Raw genomic sequence first — 22805 nt, 5'->3', positions numbered from 1 at the left:
GTAGCGGCACTGCGAACGGAGAATACCCGGTCCCGCTTCGCTCGACGGCGGTGGAGCCGATGTGGTGGTGCGAGGTCCGCTACGTCGGCAGCACCGGGACGATCGCCTCGCCGACCTGTACCAGCCGATCGCACGGGCTCTGTCCGGCGGTCTTGGTGACCAGCGTCAGTTGCAGTAGCCCTTGCTTCGCGGCGAACAGCACGTCGCACATCTGATCCTTGGCGGCGTCGTCGACGCGGAACTGGCGGCCCGCACGTCCGGCGATGGTGACGTCCTGGAAGTCGACGTTGCCCTGCTTGCGCTCGAACTCGGCCACCGTCCCTGCGGTGGAGAACACGCCGAGGGTGTAGTCGGCGCCCTTCCATCCGCAGATCTCCCAGCCGGGCTGCTTGACGCCGCCGATACCGGCCTGTTCGGTCGCCGGGTCGAGTCCGGCGGTCGTCAGCGCGTTTTCGGGAATGCCGGCGCAGGGATCGAACAGCTGGGCCTGCGTACCGCTGGCACTAGTTGGCTGTGTGCTGGTGGCGGCCGGTGACCCGCCGGGCTCCTCGCCACCGCAGGCGGCCAGTCCCAGCACAAGTGCTACCGCCAAGGGAACCAACGTGATTCGGTGCGCCATCCCGCTCTCTTACCCTTCGGAGTGTCGCGCCGGACTGTATCAGAGCCGCGCCGGTGGGTTTGATGCCGGGCGAAGGCGGGTATCACGCAGTGTGATTCGGCGCCCGATCGCGCGGGAATGGAAGCCGTTTTGTCGCGCCAGGTAACCCTCCGTTGCCAGTGTGTTTAGAAGTCCGCACAGTGTCCGTTTTGTCCGGTTTTGGCGTTGACAGTGGGTAGGCGCTGTGAAAGCTTGCCCTTGTTCTCGTGCGCTCGCCGTGGAGCGATCACGGCGGGGCAATCGGAGGAGCCAGGGTGGTGCGGTTACGTCGACGGCCGGAGAATTCCGGCGGTACACGGGCTGCCACGCACGTCGCCTTCGTCGGTGAACGGCAGGCGTCCAGCAGCGGAATTGTTCGTCCTCGGACCATTCGCGGCCAGCTGGCCCGAATCCTCGTCGTGTCACTGGTTCTGGTGCTCGCGTTGCTGGGCGCCCTGATCGCACGGGAGATCGACGCGTATCGCAAGAGCCGGGACACTGTGGCCGCGGTGTCGCTGGCCCTCGCGGTGCAGGACCTGGTGCACGAGACGCAGCGCGAGCGCGGTCTGACCAACGGTCTACTCGGCGGTGACGGGCGATTGCGGCAGCCGGTGGACGACCAGCGCGGCGCCGTCGACCGCGCGCTGCGCGACTTGCAGCAGGCGATGGCGAGCAACCCACCCGGCGCCGAGCGGGTCCGGTCGGCCGCTCGGCCGCTGACCGACCTGGACGCGACCCGGTCCCGGATCGATGAGCTGCGAACGTCACGGCAGGCGGCCTTCCAGTACTACACCGACGCCATCGACGCGCTGAACCACCTGTCCCTCGGTCTCGACCAGGCGAGCGACCCCACGGTCCGGCACGGCCTGCAGGCGCTGTACGCGCTGGGCGAGGCCAAGGAGCAGACCGCGCGGGAACGTGGCTTCCTCAACGGGGTCTTCGCCGCCGACGCGTTCGGACCGGGGGAGTACGTGCAGTTCCTCGACATCCGAGCGGCCAAGCTGGCCGGTTTGGCCGCGTTCGCCCGCGATGCCACCGCGGCCCAGCGCTCCCGCCTGGACGCGGCGCTGGACAGCGCGAACGCGGTCGCAGCCGCGGAGTCGGAGAACATCGCGATCGCCTCCAGCGCCGGACCGCTGGTTCGGCCGGTCGATCCGATCACCTGGTGGACCCGGATGACCGCGGTGATCGACGAGCAGCGCACTGTGCAGCAGGCGGTCGGCAGCGACGTGCGGCAGCGCGCCGACGTATTGCGCAGGAACGCCGCGGTGATCCTCGGCGCGTTCGCGCTCGCCGCGATGGGCTCGATCGCGGTGCAGGTGGCGTTGGTCGTCGCCGCGGTGCGGGCGATCGTCCGGCCGTTGGCGACGCTGGCCACCGACGCCGACGACGTCTCGAGCAGGCGCCTGCCGGACGTGATCGCCGCATGGCGCACCGGCGCCGACACCCGGCCGGACCCGCCCGCTCGAGTGCGGACTCCGCCGGGGGCGGGCGCCGAGATCGCCGCGGTGGCCGGAGCGTTGGACCGGGTGCAGTCCACCGCGTTCGACCTCGCGTCGGAGCAGGCGCTGGTGCGCCGCAACACCACCGAGTCGATGGTGAGCCTGGCCCGCCGCAGCCAGAACCTGGTGCGCCGCCAGCTCAATCTGATCAGCGAATTCGAGCGCGAGGAACTCGATCCCAAGGCGCTGTCGAACCTGTTCGAGCTCGACCACCTCGCCACCCGTATGCGCCGCAATGCCGAAAGCCTGCTCGTGCTGGTCGGCGAGGGGAGCCCGCGACGCTGGGCGGAACCGATTCCGTTGAGCGACGTGATCCGCGCCGGTTTGTCCGAGGTCGACGACTACCGCAGGGTGGTGCTGCGGCGCATGGACGACGTGCTGATCACCGGGGCGGCGGCCAGCGAGCTGGCGCACATCCTCGCCGAGCTGATCGAGAACGGGCTCGCCTTTTCCCCACCGGACCTCGAAGTGGAGATCTACGGGCGCGGCGGGCCGGGCGGGTATCTGCTCGCCGTGGTCGACCACGGGGTCGGCATGCCCGCGGAACAGCTGGCTCGAGCCAACGCGCGGCTGTGTGGCGAACAGGACTTCGTCGTCGCGCCCACCCGCAATCTGGGCCACTATGTGGTCGGCAGGCTTGCCCAGCGCCTCGGTATCGGCGTCGAGCTGAGCGTCTCGCCGGTGAGCGGCATCGTCGCGCGCCTGACGCTGCCGCCGGGAATGCTGGAAATCGAACCGGACCAGCAGCGTGATGTCGCGGCCGAGCGAGCCGCCGCGTCCGGAGCCGAAACCGGCTGGGGCGACTCCGGACGGGTCGCCGGATCCCCGGCCATCGGCGCCGCGCGAGGTGACACCGCCGCGCTCCCGGTCGTCTCGGCTCCGGCGGTGCCGGGCCGGCCCGCAATCGCGGTCGACCAGATCGGTGCGCAGCCCGCGTCTCCCACCTCGGCTCCCAATCCACCCGCCCGCTCGAGGGGTGGCGCCGGCCCGTCCGCCTACACCCAGTTCGTCTCACCGCGAATGGAATCGGCGGCCGCACCGGTTGATTCCGCTCACGAATCCTCCCGCGAGACAGCGAAATCGGGTTCCGGCCACACCCCGATCGCTTCGCCGCAGACGGAGTCGGCGCCGGTCGGCCGTCCTCGTGAAAGCTTCCGTGCACCAGCGCCATCGGTTTCCGGCGAACCTGCGGTTCAGCGCACCAAGAACGGCCTGGTCAAGCGAAACAAGAAGGCCCGCGCGGCGGCTACACGCCCCGGTTCCGACGCGGTACCCCGGCTGGAACTCGCACCGGCGGTTGATCGCTCACCTGAGGAGATCCGCAGCATGCTGTCCGCCTTTCGCACCGGCCATCAGCGCGGCGTACCGGCCCCCGCCGCACCGCGCGACAACGACATCAGCGCCGTCGCTTCGGCGTACGAATTCCAGCCTGCCGTGCCCATCGCAGAGGAGATCCGGTGACCACCCACCTATCGAGCGCCGACCCGCACACGTTCAACTGGATGCTGGCCAACTTCGTCCGCGAGACCGACGGTGTCCGCGAGGCGGTCGCGGTCTCTTCGGACGGACTACTCATCGCGATGTCCGACGGCTTGGACCGCACCTCCGCCGACCGGCTCGCCGCCATGGTGTCCGGGTTGGTCGGTCTCGCCAGGAGCGCCTCGCGCAGTTACTCGTTCGACGGGCTGAAGCTGATCATGATCGAGATGAAGCGCGGGTTCCTGCTCGTCTCGGCGATGGGCGACGGCAGCTGCCTCGGCGTGATCGCCGACAGCGGTTGCGACGTCGGGCTGGTGGGCTACGAGATGGCCGTGCTCGCCGACCGCGCCGGCGCGCTGCTGGATCCGGCGCTGATCGCCGAACTGCGCGAGACGCTGCGGCGATGAGACAGCCAGAGCCACCTCGGCTGCCGGACCCGCGCATGATCTCGGTGCAGGGGACCTACGGCGGGTTCGGCAGGCCGCCGGACCGCCCTGCGGACGAATCAGCCGGCGGCGACGAGCGATTCGTGCGCCCTTTCGTCGTCACCGCCGGACGCACCACCCCGCTGCTGGACGGACTGCGGATAGAGACGCTGGTGCGGGCGGAGCCGGGTGCGCTGTCCGCACCGCTGCGCTTCGAGCAGCACACCCTCGTGCGGCTGTGTCAGCAACCGCACTCCATCGCCGAGATCGGGACCGCGCTGCGCGTTCCGATCGGGGTCGCGAAGGTCGTCGTCAGCGACCTGGCCGCCACCGGACACGTGACCGTGCGCGCCGCCGACCAGCTCACCGCCGCTGCCATCGAGAGGATCAGGGACCTTGTCCGGGCACTCTGACATGCGAACGCCGACCATGCCGTCCTCGGTGAAGATCGTGGTCAGCGGCGGGTTCGGGGTCGGGAAGACGACATTCATCGGTGCCATCTCCGAAATCGAGCCGCTGGCGACGGAAGCGGCGATGACCGAAATGGCCGTCGGCGTGGACGATCCGGGACACCAGGACAAGACGCAGACCACGGTCGCCCTCGACTTCGGCCGCATCACCCTGGACCACTCGCTGATTCTGTACCTGTTCGGCACACCGGGACAGGACCGATTCGTATTCCTCTGGGACGACTTGGTCGACGGCGCGCTCGGCGCGGTGATCGTGGTGGACACCGGCCGCGTCGACGACTGCTATCCGGTACTGGACTACTTCGAGGAACGCGGCACGCCCTTCGTCGTCGCGGTCAACCGCTTCGAGGGCAGCGCCCACTTCGACCTCGACGAGGTCCGCGAGGCGCTCGAACTGGAGCCGTGCATTCCGGTGCTGGAATGCGACGCCAGGCAACGCGATTCGGTCAAGAACGTGCTGGTTTCGCTGCTCGAGCAGGTGCTGCTGCATCGCACGGACGACATCCCGGCCCGGGACGCGGGCTGAACGCTGCCCCGCGGCACGTCGCTAGCCTGGGGCCATGCTCACAACCCTGGCCGTCGAGAACTATCGGTCGCTGCGGCGGTTGGTGGTGCCGTTGGCCGGGCTGAACGTGGTGACCGGGGCCAATGGGAGCGGCAAGTCGAGCCTCTACCGGACGCTGCGGCTGCTGGCCAACTTCGCGCGCAACGGGGCGGTGGCGGCGTTGGCGCGCGAAGGCGGACTCGGCTCGACGCTGTGGGCGGGGAGCGAGAGCGTGGGCGATGCCGTACTGCGCAGCGTCCCACCTGGGCTGCGGGTCGGGTTCGCGGGCGACGACTTCGGCTACGCGGCCGAACTCGGCATGCCGCCGCGGGACCGGAAATCGATGTTCAACCTCGACCCGGAGATCAAGGCGGAGGCGGTCTGGGCGGGACCGGTATTGCGGCCCGCAACGCTGCTGGCCGAGCGGGCCGGACGGGTGGTGCGCCTACGGGAGGACAACGGCGAGTGGGGAATGGTCCCGCACGCGCTGCAACCATTCGACAGCATGCTCAGCGAACTGGCCGACCCGCAGAGCGCGCCGGATCTGCTGCTGGTGCGGGAACGGATTCGTTCCTGGCGGTTCTACGACCACTTGCGCACCGACGCCGACGCACCCGCCCGCGCACCCCAGGTGGGCACCCGCACCCTGGTTCTCGGCCACGACGGTGCGGATCTCGCCGCGGCATTGCAGACGATCCGGGAGATCGGCGACGCGCAGGCGTTGGCGCAAGCCGTCGACCGCGCCTTCCCCGGCAGTGAGATCGCGATCCTGGATCGGGACGGCCGATTCGAGCTGGCGCTGCGCCAGCCCGGCTTGCTGCGACCGCTGGGTGGCGCGGAACTGTCCGACGGCACCTTGCGGTATCTGCTGCTGGTGGCCGCACTGCTCACCCCGCGCCCGCCGGAGCTGTTCGTCTTCAATGAGCCCGAGACCAGCCTGCACCCCGAGTTGCTCGCGCCGCTGGCCGAACTCATCGCAACGGTCGCGGTGGACACCCAGGTCATCGTGGTCACGCACGCACAGCCGCTGGTTGTGGCGCTGGACGGCAGCGCCGCCCGGCCGCGCACGGTAGAGCTGGTCAAGCGGGACGGCGCCACCACCATCACGGGGCAAGGCATGCTCGACCAACCCCCGTGGTACTGGCCGAAGCACTGAAGCGAAAACTCGGCTGTTGGTGACGCAGGAGCCCGGTCCGGTGTGGGCCGCGTCGCATACTCGCGCACACCGGACAATACTGTCTGATCATGGGCGAATCGACGATCGACACCGCACAGGACGCCACCCGGCCGCTGCGCGACGACATCCGGTTCCTCGGTGGCGTGCTCGGCGACACCATCCGCGACCACGAGGGGCCGGAGGTCTTCGACCTCATCGAGCGGGTGCGCATCGAGGCATTCCGGGTGCGCCGCGAGGAGGTCGGGCGTAGCGCGGTCGCGGAGATGCTGGACGGCGTCGACATCGCGGTGGCCCTCCCGCTCATCCGTGCGTTCAGCTATTTCGTCCTGCTGGCCAACCTGGCCGAGGACATCCAGCGCGACCGTCGCCGCGCCGCGCACGAGACGGCCGGTGAACCGCCGCAGGATTCGTCGCTCGCGGCCACCTACCGCAAGCTGGATGCGGCGGCGCTGGACGGCGACCGGGTCGCCGATCTGCTGGCCGACGCGCTGGTGTCGCCGGTGATCACCGCGCACCCGACGGAGACTCGGCGCCGCACCGTCTTCGACGCGCAGGCCCGGATCACCGAGTTGATGCGCCGCCGTCAGCGCTACGCCGAGAGCGAGCGTGAGCGCGCCGATCTCGAGTCGCGGATCCGTCGCCAGGTGCTCAGTCTGTGGCGCACCGCGCTGATCCGCTTGGCCCGCTTGCGCATCCAAGACGAGATCTCGGTGGGCTTGCGTTACTACGACCTCACCCTCTTCGACGTGATCCCTGCGATAAACGCCGAGTTGCGCGCCGCGCTGCGCTCGCGCTGGCCCGGTGTCGAGCTGCTGCCGCGCCCGATCCTGCGTCCCGGGTCGTGGATCGGCGGCGACCGGGACGGGAACCCGTACGTCACCGCCGATGTCGTGCGCCAGGCCGCCCACCGCGCCGCGGGTGTCGCCTTCGAGCGCTATTTGCACGAGCTGGTCGAGTTGGAGAAGACGCTGTCGTTGTCGGCCCGGCTCGTCCCGGTGACGCCCGAGGTGGCCGCGCTCGCCGAGACCGGATACCCCGATCCGGCCACGCACGCCGACGAGCCGTATCGCCGTGCGCTGCACCATATTCGCGCTCGACTGACCGCCGCCGCGCAGGCCGCGCTCGGGGAGGTTCCGCCGAACGGCCTGGATATGGGGGCGCGGCCCTACCCGACACCCCAGGCGGCCCTCGACGACCTCGACGCCGTGGACGTGTCGCTGCGGCGCAGCGGCGACGACCTGCTCGCCGACGACCGCCTCGCCGCGCTGCGCTACGCGCTGGAGACGTTCGGTTTTCACCTGCAGGGGCTGGACATGCGGCAGAACTCCGAGGTGCACGAGCAGGTGGTCGCGGAGCTGCTGGCCTGGGCGGGAGTGCACTCGGATTACGCGAGTCTGCCGGAGCCGCGGCGGGTGGAGCTGCTCACGGCCGAGTTGCGCACCCGCCGTCCGCTGCTCGGTCCGCACGCGCGCCTGAGCGAACTGGCCGCGAAGGAACTCGACATCGTCCGCGCCGCACGGGATGTGGTGGAAACGCTCGGCGCGGAGGCGGTGCCGAACTACATCATCAGCATGTGCACGTCGGTCAGCGACCTGCTGGAAGCCGCCCTGCTGCTGAAGGAGGGCGGGCTGCTCGACCCGGGCGAGCCGGACGGGCCGCCGAGCTGCCCGGTGGGCATCGTGCCGCTCTTCGAGACCATCGAGGATCTCGGCGCCGGGGCGGCCACGCTGTCCGCGGCGCTGGAGGTTCCGGTCTATCGGGAGCTGGTGGCGGCACAGGGCATGCGCCAGGAAGTGATGCTCGGCTACTCCGACTCCAACAAGGACGGCGGCTACCTCGCCGCCAACTGGGCGTTGTACCGGGCGGAGCTGGATCTGGTGGAGGTGGCCCGCAAGACCGGAATCCGGTTGCGGCTGTTCCACGGTCGCGGCGGCACGGTCGGCCGCGGCGGTGGCCGCAGCTACGACGCGATCCTCGCCCAGCCGGTCGGCGCGGTGCGCGGCTCGCTGCGGCTCACCGAACAGGGCGAGGTGATCGCCGCCAAGTACGCCGAGCCCGGTGCGGCGCACCGCAACCTGGAGTCGTTGCTCGCGGGCACCCTGGAGTCGACACTGCTGGACGTGGAGGGCCTCGGCCCCGATGCCGAACCGTCCTACGCGATCATGGACGATCTGGCGGCCCGCGCCCGTGCGGCATACGCGCGGCTGGTGCACGAAACCCCAGGATTCGTCGAGTATTTCCGCCAATCGACGCCCGTCGCCGAGGTCGGCGACCTGAACATCGGCAGCAGGCCCGCGTCGCGGAAGCCGACCAGCTCGGTCGCCGACCTGCGGGCCATCCCGTGGGTGATGTCGTGGAGCCAGGCGCGGGTGATGCTGCCCGGGTGGTACGGCACCGGGGCCGCGCTGGAGGAGTGGATCGGCGGCGACCCGGAGCGTTTGGCGACTCTGGCGGATCTGTACCGCCGCTGGCCGTTCTTCCGGACGGTGCTGTCCAATCTGGCCCAGGTGATGGCCAAGAGCGATCTGGACATCGCCGCCCGCTACGCCGCACTCGTCGACGACGTGGCGCTGCGGGAACAGATCTTCGGCATGATCCGCGAGGAGCACGCCCGGACCATCCGCATGCACGCCGCCATCACCGGCAACGATCACCTGCTGGCCGACAATCCCTCGCTGGCCGAGTCCATCCACAACCGCTTCCCGTATCTGGAACCGCTCAACCAGATGCAGGTGGACCTGCTGCGCCGCCTGCGTGCGGGTGACGACTCGGAATTGGTCAAACGCGGAATACTCCTGACGATGAACGGCTTGGCCACCGCCTTGCGCAACTCGGGCTGACCGCCCGGTTCCGATGCGCAGGACCGAAGTGCGCCCAGTGTTCGTCCGTCCGCCCCTCGGCGCAGGTGACCCAGGGTCCCGTGCCAGGGATGCGTTGCGTAGGCAGGTCGCAGGCGTTCGGGACTTCGGCCGCGACTGGCGGCGGCCGCGCGTGAATCGTCTGCTGTTCGTTCAGGACTCCGGCGGGAGTATCGGCGATGTGAAGACGTCCTCCAGCGGGGTCGGGCCGGTGTAGCGGCGGCAGTGGCAGCCGACCCACTCCCGCAGGCCGTGCGTGCCCTTGCGGGAGGTTTCGGCGTGGCACGTACCTGTGGCACGATCGTGCAGCGCCAGGTCGTGACCGCAACCGCAGCGGGCGGGGAGTTTCGCACCCGACCGGGCTCGCCGCCGATGCCCGAGTCGACCACATACCCAGCCGACGCCGACCAGGCCGGCACCCACTGCGAGGCTGAGAGGATCCACCATGCTCGCAGTATACGTATACGCATAGCCGCGGTCACCCCGGATCGTGGCGTCCGATGTTGTTCCGCTTCGTGCACATCCGCGCCGCGGAACGCGCACTCCGGCGGACGGATTCTCCAGGTGCGCAGGGCAAGTGTCGGCTAGGTTGGGTGGGTGACCAAGGTCGCCTGGGAGGCATACCCGCAACGGTCCGGACTCGCTGAGCGCGCACCCGCGTACCTACTATCCGACGATCCGTTCCAGATTGCCGAGCGGCTCTCCGACGTAGGTTTCGAGACGGTGCATCTCGCCGGCGCCCGCTGGACTCGGTCCGACGGGGACTACACCCACACCGCAACCGTCATCGAATCCGACGGATCCAACGCCGACACCGCCGCCGAAATCAACGTGTACCTGAAGGCAACCGAGATCCAGCAGGACGTCCGGCGCGTCTTGTACGCCTTCGTGATTCACCAGGACTGCGGCGACGGGCCGGTCCGCCGCGACGAGGCATTGCGTGTCGCCGGCAGTCATGCTGCCCTGGACGCGTTGATCCACCTGCACGGTCGGTCCGATGACGTTGGGGTGGACGAGATTCTGCACCGCGGGATCGACGCGCTGGCCCTCCTGCACGCCGAACGAGAGCTGGGATTGTTGACCGACGACTAGCTGATCGGGCACTCCGGCTCGCCGCCGTCAGCCGGCCGCGCCGCCGATCAGCGCGCGCACCAACCGCTCCAGCTCCGGGCGTGGATCGAAGTCCGGCGCCGGGTTCACCAGCTGGTGCAGGATGATTCCGTCGAACTGGCCGACGAGGATGTGCGTGGCCGACCGGTCGCCGCCGACGCCCGCCAGCAGGGTGGCGGCCCAGTCGGTCAGTCGCCGGTGCCCGCGTCGCACGGTCTCGCGGACCGCTGGCATCGTTTGCGCCTCCAAGAACAGGGCATACCTGGCCAGCGTCCGCACGCGGTCGGTGTGCACCGCGTGCACGACGAAAGCGGCAATGCCGTCGATGAGTTCATCGATGGTGCGGGGCGTGGGTTGCCGGTTGAGCGCCTCCCAGTCCGCGTAGTCGCGGGCTTCCAGCCGCTCGGCGATGCCGGTCAAGAGCGACTCGCGGGTGCGGAAGTAGTTGGAGGCCGACCCGGCGGGCATGCCCGCGACCTCATCGACCGCGCGGTGCGTGAGCGCGCGGGTGCCGCGGGATCCCAAGAGGTCGATCGCCGCGTCCAAGACGAGTTCACGCTTGCTGGACACACCGTCATACTACATCGGTAGTGATCCGTGCCGATCCGATCCGGCGAAGTCACGCAGAGCGCGATCGCAGCGGGCGGCCTGAGCGCGGAGGGCGGTGACGAGTTCCTGCGGCCCGGCGAGCAGCGTGAAGTCCAGGTCGACCGAAGTGATCATCCATACCAGCTGCTCCGGCGACTCGGCGCCGACGTGCAGGTGGCAGCTGTGGTCGTCGACGGCTTCCAGGACGCCCATGCCCGGCCACACCCGATCGGCGGCGTCCTCGGCGGATCGGTGCAGCAGCACCGTCGCCTGATGCGGCCACGCACGGGCCGACAAACGCATCGAAAGATAGGCCGCGACATCGCCTTCCGGTGGTTCACGCGGCGCGAAACGAGGGCCGGTCGGGATGCGCGGGGTGATCCGGTCGACCCGGAAAGTGCGCCAGTCGGCGCGGTCGACGTCCCAGGCGACCAGGTACCAGTGCCTGCTGAAATGCACGAGCGTGTGCGGCTCGACGGTGCGCAGGCTGGGCTCGCCGCTGTGTGCGCGGTAGTCGAAGCGCAGGCGTTCGTGCCGCTGGCAGGTCTCGGCGATGGCCATGAGCGTGTCCGGATGGACCTGCGCCGCTGGCGGGGCGACGCGCAGGGTGGCGCCGCGCAGCGTGCGGACGCGATGCCGCAACCGGGGCGGCAGCACCTGCTCCAGCTTGGTCGAGGCGCGCAGCGACGCCTCCTCGAGACCGGTCACGGTGCCGGTAGCGCTGCGCAGTCCGACCGCCACCGCGACCGCCTCGTCGTCGTCGAGGAGCAAGGGCGGCAGCGCGGCGCCCGCGCCCAGCCGGTAGCCCGCGGCGCCTCGGGTCGCGTGGACCGGGTAGCCGAGTTCGCGCAGCCGGTCGATGTCGCGGCGCACGGTTCGCCCGGTGACGCCGAGCCGCGCGGCCAGGTCGGCGCCGGTCCAGTCGCGGTGGGTCTGCAGCAGGGCCAGCAGTTTGAGCAGGCGGGCCGAGGTTTCCAGCATGGTTCCAGAATGCCGGAAAATTAGGAACGATCCCGTCCTAAGCGGTTTCTACCGTGCATTCGCGATGGAGGCGCCGGATCTGCTGACCGCGGACGTACGGGAGTTCTTCCGGTCGCTGCGCTGATCGCTCGGATCCGCCGTCGCCATCGATGGACGAGGCGGTCCCTGGTGGTCTACCCGCCGGAATAACGCGCGTGCATGGCGGCGGCTGTCGCCGCGAGCTGCGCCCGCAGTTGCGGCGGTTCCAGCACTTCGACGAACTCGCCGAGGGGAAGAAGGCCGTGGGCGAGCACCTCGTAGGACTCCGAGGGCACGACTACTTCCACGCACCCTTCGGCATCGGGCGGTCCCGCGGAGGCCAGCGCCTCCGCGACCGCTGCCGGATCGTTCATCAGGCGCAGCAGCCGCAGATGGGTGGCGGCGATCCGGCAGCGCGCTCGGACGCGCAGCATCGAGCGCGCGAAATCGTCGGCGGCGTCGGCCCAGTGTTCCCGCAAGTCGAATTCCGCAGGGCGAATGAAGGTTTCGCCGGTCGGCTCGGCGGCGAGGATGCGCCCCACCCGATAGGAGCGCAGCGACGAACCCTCGCGGGCGACCAGATACCAGGTGCCCGCTTTGAGGACCAAGCCGAGCGGGTCGAGCAGGCGTTCGACCACCTTGTCCTTGCGGCCGTAGCGCACGCCCAGCCTACGGTCGTGCCAGAGCGCGTCGGCGACGGTCGCGAGCGTCGGCGTCTCGTCGGGCCGGTGGAACCAGCCCGGTGCGTCGACGTGTACCCGCTCGGCGATGCGCGTAGCGCGCCCGCGCAGTTCGGGCGGCAGCGCGGCGAGCACCTTCAGCTGTGCGGTGGCCAGCACGGTGCCGAGCCCGAGATCGGCGGCGGCGCCGGGCAATCCGGTCAGCAGTACCGCGTCGGCCTCCTCGGTGGTCAGGCCGGTGAGCCGGGTCCGGTAGCCGTCGACCAGCCGTACCCCGCCCGCCCGGCCCGGCTCGCTGTACACCGGGACGCCCGCCGCCGAGAGCGCCTCGATATCGCGGTACACGGTGCGCACCGACACCTCCAGCTCCCTGGCCAGTTCCGGCGCCGTCCGCCGCCCGCGCGTCTGCAGCAGCAACAGCAGTTGCACCAATCGGCTCGCCCGCATGCCCGCGACACTAGCCGGAAAACCTGACAGGAGATGGCAAGTATTCGTCGTACCGTCGTCGCCATGACCACTTGGAGCCGATTCACCGAAGAAGCGCCGCACGTCGCCGAGATCTTCCGGCGCAGACACCGTGCCGCGGGCAACCTCTGCATGCTCGGCACGCTCCGTTCCGACGGATCCCCGCGGATCAGTCCGGTCGAGCCGCGGATCTTCGAGGAGTTCCTCGTGATCGCGGGCATGCCGGGGACGACCAAGTTCCGCGATCTGGCCCGTGATCCGCGCTTCTGCCTGCACACCGCCACCGTCGACACGAACGTGTCCGACGGCGACGCCAAACTCTTCGGCACCGTCGTCGATCTGCCCGACCGGGACGTGCACGCCCGTTTCGCGCAGCAGCTGTTCGACGAGAGCGGTTTCGACATCCGCGGCCAGGAATTCGACCATTTCTACGTCGCCGATCTCACCGGCGCCTCGACTGTTGAGGTCGTCGAGAACCGCCTCGACATCACGATCTGGAAGCCGGGCGAGGGCGAGCGCGTGGTCCACAAGCAGTGAGCCGGGCATGCTCGGGCCGATCGGTGTGGACTGGTGTCACGGTTGGCTGCGGTTCGAGCGTGGCCGCAACCAGTAGGGCTGCCGCGGCTGTCCATCCGGCGGCGCGGAGGCCTGCGACGGTGCCCGGTGTCGTGGCTGGGTCGCCGGTGGTGTCGGTGATGGCGACAAGGGCGGATCCTCGGCGGCGGCCGCGGAAATTCGGTGACACCCTCAGTAAGCGGGCAGTAGATGCTGGACGTCGTTGTACGTGAGTGTGTCCGACGGCACGGGCGCGTCGTGCAGGACGGCGCGCGCGGTGTCCACGGCGGCCGACAACGCCGCACGGTAGAGCAGCGAGCCGGTGCTGACCCGGCGGACACCGAGTTCGGCCAGCGTCGCGAGGGCCGGGCCGGTGGCCGAATACAGGACGTTGACCGGCAGGTCGGTCGCCGCGACGATCCGCTCGATCCGGGCCGGGTCGCTCACGCCTGGAACGAAGACGCCGTCGGCGCCCGCCGCGGCGTACCGTCGTACGCGGTCGTGCGTGGAGCCGTGCTCGAGGCCGAGCCAGTAGGTGTCGATGCGAGCGTTGACGAACAACTCCGGCGTGCGGCCCTTGATCGCGGCGATCAGTTCGGCCTGACGACCGGGTGCGGCCAGGGCGGATTCCGCGCGGCCGTCCTCGAGGTTCACGCCCGCGATACCACACGCCGCGAGCTGCTCGGCGAAATCGGCCACCGCGCTGGGTCTTTCGTCGAATCCGCCCTCGATGTCGACGGTCACCGGCACCGGCAGCCGCGACAGGCGCTGGGCCGAGGCGAGCGTTTCCGCCTTGGTGACGCCCGCGCCGTCGGCCAGTCCCGCCGCGGCGGCCACGCCGAGGCTGGTGGTGCCGATCGCCGGAAAGCCCTCGGTCGCCAGCAGCGCCGCCGAGGCGAAGTCCCAGGCGTTCGGCAGCACCAGGGGCTGGTCACGGTGGTGCAGATGGCGAAAGATCTCGGACTTGGTCATGGGGGGCGTGGCGGGCCCGCCCGGCAGCGCAGAAGACGAAGTCATGTGGTGACCGTAGCCACGGGACGTTTCGGCACCCGCCGAAATGACAGCGCGCGATCATGGTGTGGTGCCGACCAGAGGAGCCGAACTGGCGGGCTTGGCCGCCCTGCTCGCCGACCGCACCCGCGCCGACATCTGCCTCGCGCTGCTGGACGGGCGAGCGTGGACCGCGGGTGAACTCGCACGCCACACCGGAGTCGCGCCGTCCACCACCACCGAGCATCTCAACCGCCTGCTCGACGGCGGACTGCTGATCGAGCGTCGCCAGGGCCGCCACCGCTACGTCCAGCTGGCGGGCGCGCCGGTCGCGGAGCTGCTCGAGGCCATGGTCGCCCACCTGAACCCGTCCGACTCCGCGGCGACCGGTCTGCGCACCGCCACTGTCGCCGCCGCGCTGGCCCGCGGCCGCACCTGCTACGACCATCTCGCGGGCCGCCTCGGTGTGGTCGTCACCGACGCCATGACCGCGCGAGGCCTGCTCGACAGTGACGGGGGTTTCGCGCTCACGGCGTCGGGCCTGGACTGGCTGACCGGCCCGATGGGCGTCGAGCCCGCCGCACTGCACGCCACGCGGCGCCCGATCGCCCGGCCCTGCCTCGACTGGACCGAGCGGCGGGTCCACCTGGGCGGCTCGGCGGGCGCGCATTTGTGCCGCCGACTGGGGGAATTGGCGTGGATCAAGCGAGTCGGCACCGGACGCGCCGTGCGTGTCACCGTGCGGGGCGAAGCCGGGCTGGCGGAAGTGCTCGGCATAGACCCGATGGCGCTGCGCTGAGCTGTCGGCGAGGGCCACTGCAATGGGGTGCCCCGTTCACTGGTGCCGCGTACGGTTACTTGTGCGGTTTGCGTGATTCGAGGCCGGGTATCACCCTGCCCGTGACCGAGCCGGGCGACCCAGGCTGTGAATGAGCTTGCACAGTCATGCATAATCATCACATGGTTGATTCCTCGGGCGGACCCGTGATCCGGGTCGCGGTTGCCGGTGCCAGCGGGTACGCCGGCGGCGAAGTGTTGCGTCTGCTGCTGGGGCATCCGGCGTACCGAACCGGGCGCCTCGTCGTCGGGGCGCTGACCGCGGGGTCGAATGCCGGAGCCACGCTGGGGGAGTTGCAGCCGCATCTGCTGCCGCTGGCCGACCGGGTGCTGGCGCCGACCACGGTCGCCGAACTGGCCGGACATGACGTGGTCTTCCTCGGACTGCCACACGGGCAATCGGCCGCCATCGCGGCGGAGTTGCCCGGGGACACGGTGGTCATCGACTGCGGCGCCGACTTCCGCCTCGCCGACCCGAAGGCCTGGGAAAAATACTACGGCAGCCCGCACGCGGGCAGCTGGCCCTACGGTTTGCCCGAGCTGCCCGGCGGCCGGGAGAAGCTGCGCGGCGCGACGCGGATCGCGGTCCCCGGCTGCTACCCGACCGTCGCCAGCCTCGCGTTGGCCCCCGCGGTCGCCGCGGGCATCGTGGAGCCCGCCGTGCACGTGGTCGCGGTGAGCGGCACGTCGGGCGCTGGCCGCAAGCTGGACGTGGGGTTGCTGGGGTCCGAGGTCATGGGTTCGGCGCGGGCCTACGGCATCGCGGGCGCGCACCGGCACACGCCGGAGATCGTGCAGAACCTGACGGCGGCGGGCGGTGCGGACGTCGCGGTGTCGTTCACCCCGGTGCTCGCGCCGATGCCGCGCGGCATCCTGGCCACCTGCACCGCGCCCACCCGCGTCGACGCGGCGCAGGCGCGCGCCGTCTACGAAAAGGCCTATGCCGACGAGCCTTTCGTGCACCTGCTGCCGGAAGGTGTTCTCCCGCAGACCGGTTCGGTTCTCGGCTCCAACGCCGTCACCCTGCAGGTGGCCGTGGACGCCGACGCCGGTCTGCTCGTGGTCATCGGCGCGATCGATAACTTGACCAAGGGCACTGCGGGCGCCGCGGTGCAATCGATGAACCTCGCCCTCGGATTCGACGAGACCGCAGGTCTTTCCACCGTAGGAGTGGCACCGTGACGACAACCGACATCGCCGACGGGAAGCTGGTCCGGACCCAAGGCGTGACCGCGCCGCTCGGCTTCCGCGCCGCGGGCATCGCCGCGGGCATCAAGGCCAGCGGCAAGCCGGACCTCGCCCTGGTGTTCAACGAAGGCCCGGAATACCCGGCCGCGGGCGTGTTCACCCGTAACAAGGTGAAGGCGGCACCGGTGCTGTGGTCGCAGCAGGTGCTGACCGGCAGGCGGCTGCGCGCGGTGATCCTGAACTCCGGCGGCGCCAACGCCTGCACCGGCCCGGGTGGCTTCCAGGACACGCACAAGACCGCCGAGGAACTCGCCGCCGCGCTGAGCAATTGGGGTACCGAGACCGGCGCGGGAGAGATCGCGGTCTGCTCGACCGGGCTGATCGGCGACCGGCTGCCGATGGACAAGCTGATCCCCGCCGTCACCGAGATCGTGCACGAGATGGGCGGCGGGCTGTCCGGTGGCTCGGACGCCGCCTGGGCCATCATGACCACCGACACCGTGCCCAAGGAGGCGGCGTTCCATCACCGCGACAAGTGGAACGTCGGCGGCATGGCCAAGGGCGCGGGCATGCTGGCACCGTCGCTGGCGACCATGCTGGTGGTGCTCACCACCGACGCCGCGGTCACCGAGGACCAGCTCGATCGCGCCCTGCGCAACGCCACCGCGCGCACCTTCGACCGGCTCGACGTCGACGGCTCCTGCTCGACCAACGACACCGTGCTGCTGCTGGGCAACGGCGCCAGCGAGGTGACTCCCAGCCAGGAGGAACTCGACGCCGCCGTGCTCGCGGTCTGTGACGACCTGGCCGCCCAGCTGATGGCCGACGCCGAGGGCGTCACCAAGCGCGTGCTGGTCACCGTCGCCGGAGCGGCGAGCGAGGACGAGGCGGTGGCCGCGGCGCGCACCGTGGCCCGCGACAGCCTGGTCAAGACCGCGTTGTTCGGCTCCGACCCGAACTGGGGCCGGGTGCTGGCGGCGGTCGGGATGGCGCCGGTGACGCTGGATCCGAACCGGATCTCGGTGTCGTTCAACGGCAATCCGGTCTGCGTCGACGGCGTCGGTGCGCCGGGCGCCCGCGAGGTGGACCTGTCCGGCGGCGACATCGAGGTGCTGATCGAGTTGAACGTCGGCTCGGCGACCGCGACCATCCGCACCACCGATCTTTCACACGGTTACGTCGAAGAGAATTCGGCCTACAGCTCATGAGTCAGGTGTTGCACACGCTCTCCGCGCTGGACAAAGCGCACGTTCTGGCCGATGCGCTGCCGTGGTTGCAGAAGTTCCGGGACAAGGTCGTCGTCGTGAAGTACGGCGGCAACGCCATGATCGACGAGAACCTCAAGCAAGCCTTCGCCGCCGACATGGCCTTCCTGCGCACGGTCGGTGTGCACCCGGTGGTGGTGCACGGCGGCGGCCCGCAGATCAGCGCGATGCTGACGAAGCTCGGCTTGCGCGGCGAGTTCCGCGGCGGCTTCCGGGTGACCACCCCCGAGGTGATGGACGTGGTGCGGATGGTGCTGTTCGGCCAGGTCGGCCGCGAGCTGGTCGGCCTGATCAACGCGCACGGCCCGTACGCGGTCGGCACCTCCGGCGAGGACGCCGGGTTGTTCACCGCGACCCGCCGCACCGTCGAGGTGGACGGCGAGGCGACCGACATCGGCCTGGTCGGCGACGTCACCGCGGTGAACCCGGACGCCGTGCTCGACCTCATCGGCGCGGGCCGCATCCCGGTCGTGTCGACCATCGCGCCGGACGCCGACGGCGTGGTGCACAACATCAACGCCGACACCGCCGCCGCGGCCCTCGCCGCGGGCATCGGCGCCGAGAAACTGGTGGTGCTCACCGACGTCGAGGGCCTGTACACGAACTGGCCGGATCGGTCGTCGCTCACCACGCGCATCGACACCGCCGCGCTGGCCGAGTTGCTCCCGAGGCTCGATGCGGGCATGGTGCCCAAGATGGAAGCCTGCCTGCGCGCCGTGCGAGCGGGCGTGCCGACCGCACATGTGATCGACGGACGGGTCCCGCACGCGGTGCTGCTGGAACTGTTCACCGGAGAAGGAATCGGAACGATGGTGACACCCGCCCCGAACGGGCCGGGCTCGCCGGACGGAACGAAACAATGAGCACAGCTGAACTGCAGAAGCGGTGGTCTGCCGCGCTGATGAACAACTACGGCACGCCCAATGTCGCGCTGGTGCGCGGAGCGGGGGCCGTGGTCTACGACGCGGACGGCAGACGTTACGTCGATTTTCTCGGCGGTATCGCGGTCAACAGCCTCGGCCATGCGCACCCGGCAATCCTGGAAGCGGTCACCCAGCAGCTCGGCACGCTCGGGCACGTCTCGAATCTGTACGCCAGTGAACCGGTCGTCGAGCTGGCCGAGCGGCTGCTCGCGCACTTCGGCGACGGCGAGGGCCGGGCGTTCTTCTGCAACTCCGGCACCGAGGCGGTCGAGGCGGCGTTCAAGATCGCGCGGTTGACCGGGCGGCCCAAGATCGTCGCGTGCGAGGAGGCCTTCCACGGCCGCACCATGGGCGCGCTCGCCCTCACCGGCCAGCCGTCCAAGCGGACGCCGTTCGAGCCGATGCCGCCCGGCGTCGTGCACGTGCCCTACGGCGACGCGGCAGCACTGGACGCCGTGGTCGACGAGGACACCGCCGCGGTGTTCCTGGAGCCGATCATGGGGGAGAGCGGCGTCGTGGTGCCGCCGTTCGACTACTTGGCCACGGCGCGCGAGATCACCGCACGGCACGGCGCGCTGCTGGTGCTCGACGAAGTGCAGACCGGCATCGGCCGCACCGGCAAGTTCTACGCCCACCAAGCGGTCGGCATCGTGCCGGACGTGATCACCCTGGCCAAGGGCCTCGGCGGCGGATTGCCCATCGGCGCGGTGCTGGCCAACGGACGCGCGGCCGAATTGCTCACGCCCGGCCTGCACGGGACCACTTTCGGCGGCAACCCGGTGTGCGCCGCGGCCGCGCTCGCGGTGCTGCGCACCATCGACGAAACCGATCTGCTCTCACACGTGGAGTCGATCGGCAAGCGGCTCAGCGACGGCATCGAGCTGTTGCAGCATCCGCTGATCGACCAGGTGCGCGGCGCCGGTCTGCTGCTGGGCGTCGTGCTGACCGACAACGTGTCGGCGCTGGTGGAGGCGCGGGCCCGAGCGGCGGGCTACCTCGTCAACCCGGCCAAGCCCGACGTGATTCGCCTGGCGCCGCCGCTGGTGCTCACCGAGACGCAGGCGGACAACTTCGTCGCCGATCTGCCGGAGATCCTCGACGGCGCGCTCACGGACGCGAAAGGAGCTGCGGCGCAATGACCTCCGTGCGGCACTTCCTGCGCGACGACGACGTCACCCCGGCCGAGCAGGCCGAGATCCTCGCGCTCGCAGCCGAACTCAAGAAGGAGCCGTTCGCCCGGCGGCCGCTGGCGGGCCCGCGCGGTGTCGGCGTGATCTTCGAGAAGAACTCCACCCGCACCCGGTTCTCCTTCGAGATGGGCATCGCGCAACTCGGCGGGCACGCGGTCGTCGTCGATGGCCGCGACACCCAGCTGGGCCGGGAGGAGACACTCGGCGATACCGGCCGGGTCCTCTCGCGCTACGTGGACGCGATCGTGTGGCGCACCTTCGAGCAGTCCCGGCTCGACGAGATGGCCGCCACCGCGACGGTTCCGGTGGTCAACGCGCTGTCCGACGAGTTCCATCCGTGCCAGGTGCTCGCGGATCTGCAGACGCTCGCCGAGCACAAGGGCGACCTGATCGGGCGCGAACTCGCCTATTTCGGTGACGGCGCCAACAACATGGCGCATTCGCTGCTGCTCGGCGGCGTCACCGCGGGCCTGAACGTGACCATCGCCGCGCCCGCCGGATTCGAGCCGCTGCCCTGGGTCGTGGAGGCCGCGCGCAAGCGGGCCGCCGAGACCGGCGCCACCGTGACGCTGACCGGCGATCCGGTCGCGGCCGCGTGGGGCGCCGACGCGTTGGTGACCGACACCTGGACCTCGATGGGCCAGGAGAACGACGGCCTGGACCGGGTCGGCCCGTTCCGGCCGTTCCAGCTCAACGCCGACCTGCTCGCACACGCCAAGCCGGATGCCGTTGTGCTGCACTGTCTTCCCGCGCATCGCGGCGAGGAGGTCACCGACGAGGTGCTGGACGGGCCGCACAGCGCGGTCTGGGACGAGGCGGAGAACCGGCTGCACGCGCAGAAGGCGCTGCTGGTCTGGTTGCTGGAGCGACGATTCGGGAGCACGGCGTGAGCGAAGGCGGCCGAAGTACCGGCACCGGCCGTGCGCATTGTGCCGAGCAGGCCAGCGAGGTGCAGTCGTGAGCGTCTCGCAGTCGGAATCGGGAAAGAGCGGTCCGGCGATCGCGCGCACCCGTGCCGGGCGGCAGTCGCGCATCGTGGAGCTGCTGTCCGCGCACGCGGTGCGCAGCCAGACCGAGCTGGCGGCGCTGCTCGCGGCCGAAGGCATCGAGACCACCCAGGCGACATTGTCCCGGGACCTGGACGAACTGGGCGCGGTGAAGCTGCGTGCCGCCGACGGCGGTGCGGGCGTCTACGTGGTGCCCGAGGACGGTAGTCCGGTCCGCGGCGTCATCGGCGGCACCGACCGGTTGTCCAAATTGCTCGGCGACCTGCTGGTCTCCACCGACGCCAGCGGCAACATCGCGGTGCTGCGGACTCCGCCTGGCGCCGCGCACTTCCTGGCCAGCGCACTGGATCGCGCCGCCCTGCCCTACATCGTCGGCACCATCGCGGGCGACGACACCATCGCCGTCATCGCGCGCGAGCCGCTCACCGGCGCCGAGGTGGCCGCGAAGATCGAACAACTCGCCTGAGCTTCCCCACCCGCGTTGCCATCGTTGTCAGCGCGGAGGGCGGTTGCTGTGCGAGGGTGTATGCATGGCTGTTGTCCCAGCGTAGGGATGGCGCCACCCGGTTGTGAATGAGCTTGCATCATCATGCATAATCATTTGCAGGACGGTGCGGGCCGCTGTGGCGGGAAGCCGGTCCGTACTACGCAGACGAGCACCGAAACATCGAGGAGCACACGAACATGTCCGAGCGCGTCGTACTCGCCTACTCCGGTGGGCTGGACACCTCCGTCGCGATCAGCTGGATCGGCAAGGAGGCCGGTGCCGAGGTGGTGGCCGTGGCCATCGACCTCGGCCAGGGTGGCGAGGACATGAACGTGGTGCGTCAGCGCGCGCTGGACTGCGGTGCCGTCGAGGCGATCGTGGTCGACGCCCGCGACGAGTTCGCCGACGAGTACTGCCTGCCCACCATCCAGGCCAACGCGCTGTACATGGGCGAGTACCCGCTGGTGTCCGCGATCAGCCGCCCGCTCATCGTCAAGCACCTGGTCGAGGCCGCCAAGTTCCACGGAGCCAGTACGGTCGCGCACGGCTGCACCGGCAAGGGCAACGACCAGGTTCGCTTCGAGGTCGGTATCGGCGCGCTCGCGCCCGATCTGAACGTGATCGCCCCGGTCCGCGACTACGCGTGGACCAGGGAGAAGGCCATCGCGTTCGCCGAGGAGAATGCGCTGCCGATCAACGTCACCAAGAAGTCGCCGTTCTCCATCGACCAGAACGTCTGGGGCCGCGCGGTGGAGACCGGCTTCCTCGAGGACCTGTGGAACGCGCCCACCAAGGACGTCTACGACTACACCTCCGACCCGACGGTCAACTTCGAGGCGCCGGACGAACTGATCATCAGGTTCGAGCGCGGCGTACCGGTGGCCATCGACGGCCGCCCGGTCAGCGTGCTGGAGGCGATCGTCGAGCTGAATCACCGCGCCGGCCGCCAGGGCGTCGGCCGGCTGGACATGGTCGAGGACCGTCTGGTCGGTATCAAGAGCCGCGAGATCTACGAGGCGCCCGGCGCGATCGCGCTGATCACCGCGCATCAGGCGCTGGAGCACGTCACCATCGAACGCGAGCTGGGCCGCTACAAGCGGCAGGTCGAGCAGCGCTGGGGCGAGCTGGCCTACGACGGCCTGTGGTTCTCCCCGCTGAAGCGGGCGCTGGACGCCTTCATCGGCGACACCCAGCAGCACGTCTCCGGCGAGATCCGGATGGTCCTGCACGGCGGCTCCGCCGTGGTCAACGGCCGCCGCTCGGAGCAGTCGCTCTACGACTTCAACCTGGCCACCTACGACGAGGGCGACACCTTCGACCAGTCGCTGGCCAAGGGCTTCGTGCAGATCCACGGCCTGTCCTCCAAGGTCGCCGCCCGCCGCGACCTGAACCAGAAGTAGTCCCCGCACGCGCCGGTGCACGGACACGC

Annotated in this window: 22 protein-coding genes; 16 read left to right on the top strand and 6 right to left on the bottom strand. The window is 70.1% G+C overall.

Going from position 1 to position 22805, the window contains the following annotated elements:
- Positions 1 to 79 precede the first annotated feature (79 nt).
- Positions 80 to 619 (bottom strand): DUF3558 domain-containing protein, encoded by a 540-nt coding sequence (locus OHA40_RS04660; RefSeq protein ID WP_330231834.1) that lies wholly within the window; start codon positions 617 to 619, stop codon positions 80 to 82.
- A gap of 437 nt (positions 620 to 1056) precedes the next feature.
- On the opposite strand from OHA40_RS04660, the gene OHA40_RS04655 reads away from it, so the two are divergent.
- The 6 genes from OHA40_RS04655 to ppc all read left to right on the top strand — a co-directional run bounded on the left by OHA40_RS04655 (position 1057) and on the right by ppc (position 9074).
- Entirely contained in the window at positions 1057 to 3600 is a 2544-nt protein-coding gene (locus OHA40_RS04655) for a sensor histidine kinase (protein WP_330231833.1), read from the top strand.
- A complete protein-coding gene (locus tag OHA40_RS04650) occupies positions 3597 to 4025 on the top strand; it encodes a roadblock/LC7 domain-containing protein (protein WP_442943923.1) in 429 nt (142 codons plus the stop codon). Before OHA40_RS04655 ends, OHA40_RS04650 begins: the two co-directional genes overlap by 4 nt.
- Entirely contained in the window at positions 4022 to 4456 is a 435-nt protein-coding gene (locus OHA40_RS04645; protein ID WP_330231832.1) for a DUF742 domain-containing protein, read from the top strand. Before OHA40_RS04650 ends, OHA40_RS04645 begins: the two co-directional genes overlap by 4 nt.
- A gap of 1 nt (position 4457) precedes the next feature.
- The gene (locus tag OHA40_RS04640; protein WP_442943922.1) at positions 4458 to 5039 is read left to right on the top strand and encodes a GTP-binding protein; all 582 of its coding nucleotides are present in this window, start codon (positions 4458 to 4460) and stop codon (positions 5037 to 5039) included.
- A gap of 34 nt (positions 5040 to 5073) precedes the next feature.
- On the top strand, positions 5074 to 6213 hold the full coding sequence (locus tag OHA40_RS04635; protein ID WP_330231831.1) for an AAA family ATPase: 1140 nt from the start codon (positions 5074 to 5076) through the stop codon (positions 6211 to 6213).
- An 89-nt stretch (positions 6214 to 6302) separates the two neighbouring features.
- On the top strand, positions 6303 to 9074 hold the full coding sequence (gene ppc / locus OHA40_RS04630; protein ID WP_330231830.1) for a phosphoenolpyruvate carboxylase: 2772 nt from the start codon (positions 6303 to 6305) through the stop codon (positions 9072 to 9074).
- A 171-nt stretch (positions 9075 to 9245) separates the two neighbouring features.
- Here the strand turns inward: ppc and OHA40_RS04625 are convergent, their stop codons facing one another.
- A complete protein-coding gene (locus OHA40_RS04625; RefSeq protein WP_330231829.1) occupies positions 9246 to 9539 on the bottom strand; it encodes a hypothetical protein in 294 nt (97 codons plus the stop codon).
- Positions 9540 to 9689: 150 nt separating this feature from the next.
- Between OHA40_RS04625 and OHA40_RS04620 the strand changes: the two genes are divergently transcribed.
- Entirely contained in the window at positions 9690 to 10184 is a 495-nt protein-coding gene (locus OHA40_RS04620; protein ID WP_330231828.1) for a hypothetical protein, read from the top strand.
- A gap of 27 nt (positions 10185 to 10211) precedes the next feature.
- Here OHA40_RS04620 and OHA40_RS04615 read toward each other — a convergent pair whose 3' ends face one another.
- The 3 genes from OHA40_RS04615 to OHA40_RS04605 all read right to left on the bottom strand — a co-directional run bounded on the left by OHA40_RS04615 (position 10212) and on the right by OHA40_RS04605 (position 12916).
- Positions 10212 to 10772, bottom strand: coding sequence for a TetR/AcrR family transcriptional regulator (locus OHA40_RS04615; RefSeq protein ID WP_330231827.1), 561 nt, complete (start codon positions 10770 to 10772; stop codon positions 10212 to 10214).
- A gap of 9 nt (positions 10773 to 10781) precedes the next feature.
- Entirely contained in the window at positions 10782 to 11771 is a 990-nt protein-coding gene (locus OHA40_RS04610; RefSeq protein WP_330231826.1) for a helix-turn-helix transcriptional regulator, read from the bottom strand.
- Between the two features lie 173 nt (positions 11772 to 11944).
- Positions 11945 to 12916 carry a helix-turn-helix transcriptional regulator gene (locus tag OHA40_RS04605; protein WP_330231825.1) on the bottom strand — a complete coding sequence of 324 codons (972 nt, stop codon included), beginning with the start codon at positions 12914 to 12916 and terminating at the stop codon, positions 11945 to 11947.
- A gap of 63 nt (positions 12917 to 12979) precedes the next feature.
- Here OHA40_RS04605 and OHA40_RS04600 point away from each other — a divergent pair, with 63 nt between their 5' ends.
- A complete protein-coding gene (locus OHA40_RS04600; protein ID WP_330231824.1) occupies positions 12980 to 13471 on the top strand; it encodes a pyridoxamine 5'-phosphate oxidase family protein in 492 nt (163 codons plus the stop codon).
- Between the two features lie 210 nt (positions 13472 to 13681).
- On the opposite strand, the gene OHA40_RS04595 is transcribed toward OHA40_RS04600, so the two are convergent.
- A complete protein-coding gene (locus OHA40_RS04595) occupies positions 13682 to 14506 on the bottom strand; it encodes an isocitrate lyase/PEP mutase family protein (protein ID WP_330231823.1) in 825 nt (274 codons plus the stop codon).
- 64 nt (positions 14507 to 14570) lie between these two features.
- On the opposite strand from OHA40_RS04595, the gene OHA40_RS04590 reads away from it, so the two are divergent.
- The 8 genes from OHA40_RS04590 to OHA40_RS04555 all read left to right on the top strand — a co-directional run bounded on the left by OHA40_RS04590 (position 14571) and on the right by OHA40_RS04555 (position 22776).
- Entirely contained in the window at positions 14571 to 15278 is a 708-nt protein-coding gene (locus tag OHA40_RS04590; protein ID WP_330231822.1) for an ArsR/SmtB family transcription factor, read from the top strand.
- 161 nt (positions 15279 to 15439) lie between these two features.
- Positions 15440 to 16498, top strand: a complete 1059-nt coding sequence (gene argC, locus OHA40_RS04585) for an N-acetyl-gamma-glutamyl-phosphate reductase (protein WP_330231821.1) — start codon at positions 15440 to 15442, stop codon at positions 16496 to 16498.
- A complete protein-coding gene (gene argJ / locus OHA40_RS04580; RefSeq protein ID WP_330231820.1) occupies positions 16495 to 17712 on the top strand; it encodes a bifunctional glutamate N-acetyltransferase/amino-acid acetyltransferase ArgJ in 1218 nt (405 codons plus the stop codon). The genes argC and argJ overlap by 4 nt, the downstream gene beginning before the upstream one ends.
- A complete protein-coding gene (argB, locus tag OHA40_RS04575; protein WP_330231819.1) occupies positions 17709 to 18632 on the top strand; it encodes an acetylglutamate kinase in 924 nt (307 codons plus the stop codon). Before argJ ends, argB begins: the two co-directional genes overlap by 4 nt.
- On the top strand, positions 18629 to 19831 hold the full coding sequence (locus OHA40_RS04570) for an acetylornithine transaminase (protein WP_330231818.1): 1203 nt from the start codon (positions 18629 to 18631) through the stop codon (positions 19829 to 19831). The genes argB and OHA40_RS04570 overlap by 4 nt, the downstream gene beginning before the upstream one ends.
- Positions 19828 to 20772, top strand: coding sequence for an ornithine carbamoyltransferase (argF, locus tag OHA40_RS04565; protein ID WP_330231817.1), 945 nt, complete (start codon positions 19828 to 19830; stop codon positions 20770 to 20772). The genes OHA40_RS04570 and argF overlap by 4 nt, the downstream gene beginning before the upstream one ends.
- A gap of 67 nt (positions 20773 to 20839) precedes the next feature.
- Positions 20840 to 21355, top strand: a complete 516-nt coding sequence (locus tag OHA40_RS04560) for an arginine repressor (RefSeq protein WP_330231816.1) — start codon at positions 20840 to 20842, stop codon at positions 21353 to 21355.
- Positions 21356 to 21573: 218 nt separating this feature from the next.
- Positions 21574 to 22776: an argininosuccinate synthase gene (locus tag OHA40_RS04555; RefSeq protein ID WP_330231815.1), complete on the top strand. Its 1203-nt coding sequence runs from the start codon at positions 21574 to 21576 to the stop codon at positions 22774 to 22776.
- The last annotated feature ends 29 nt before the right edge of the window (positions 22777 to 22805 follow it).

The sequence above is a fragment of the Nocardia sp. NBC_00508 genome, from assembly GCF_036346875.1.
Classification (GTDB): Bacteria; Actinomycetota; Actinomycetes; order Mycobacteriales; family Mycobacteriaceae; genus Nocardia.
This window is presented reverse-complemented; position numbering and strand designations above follow the sequence as displayed.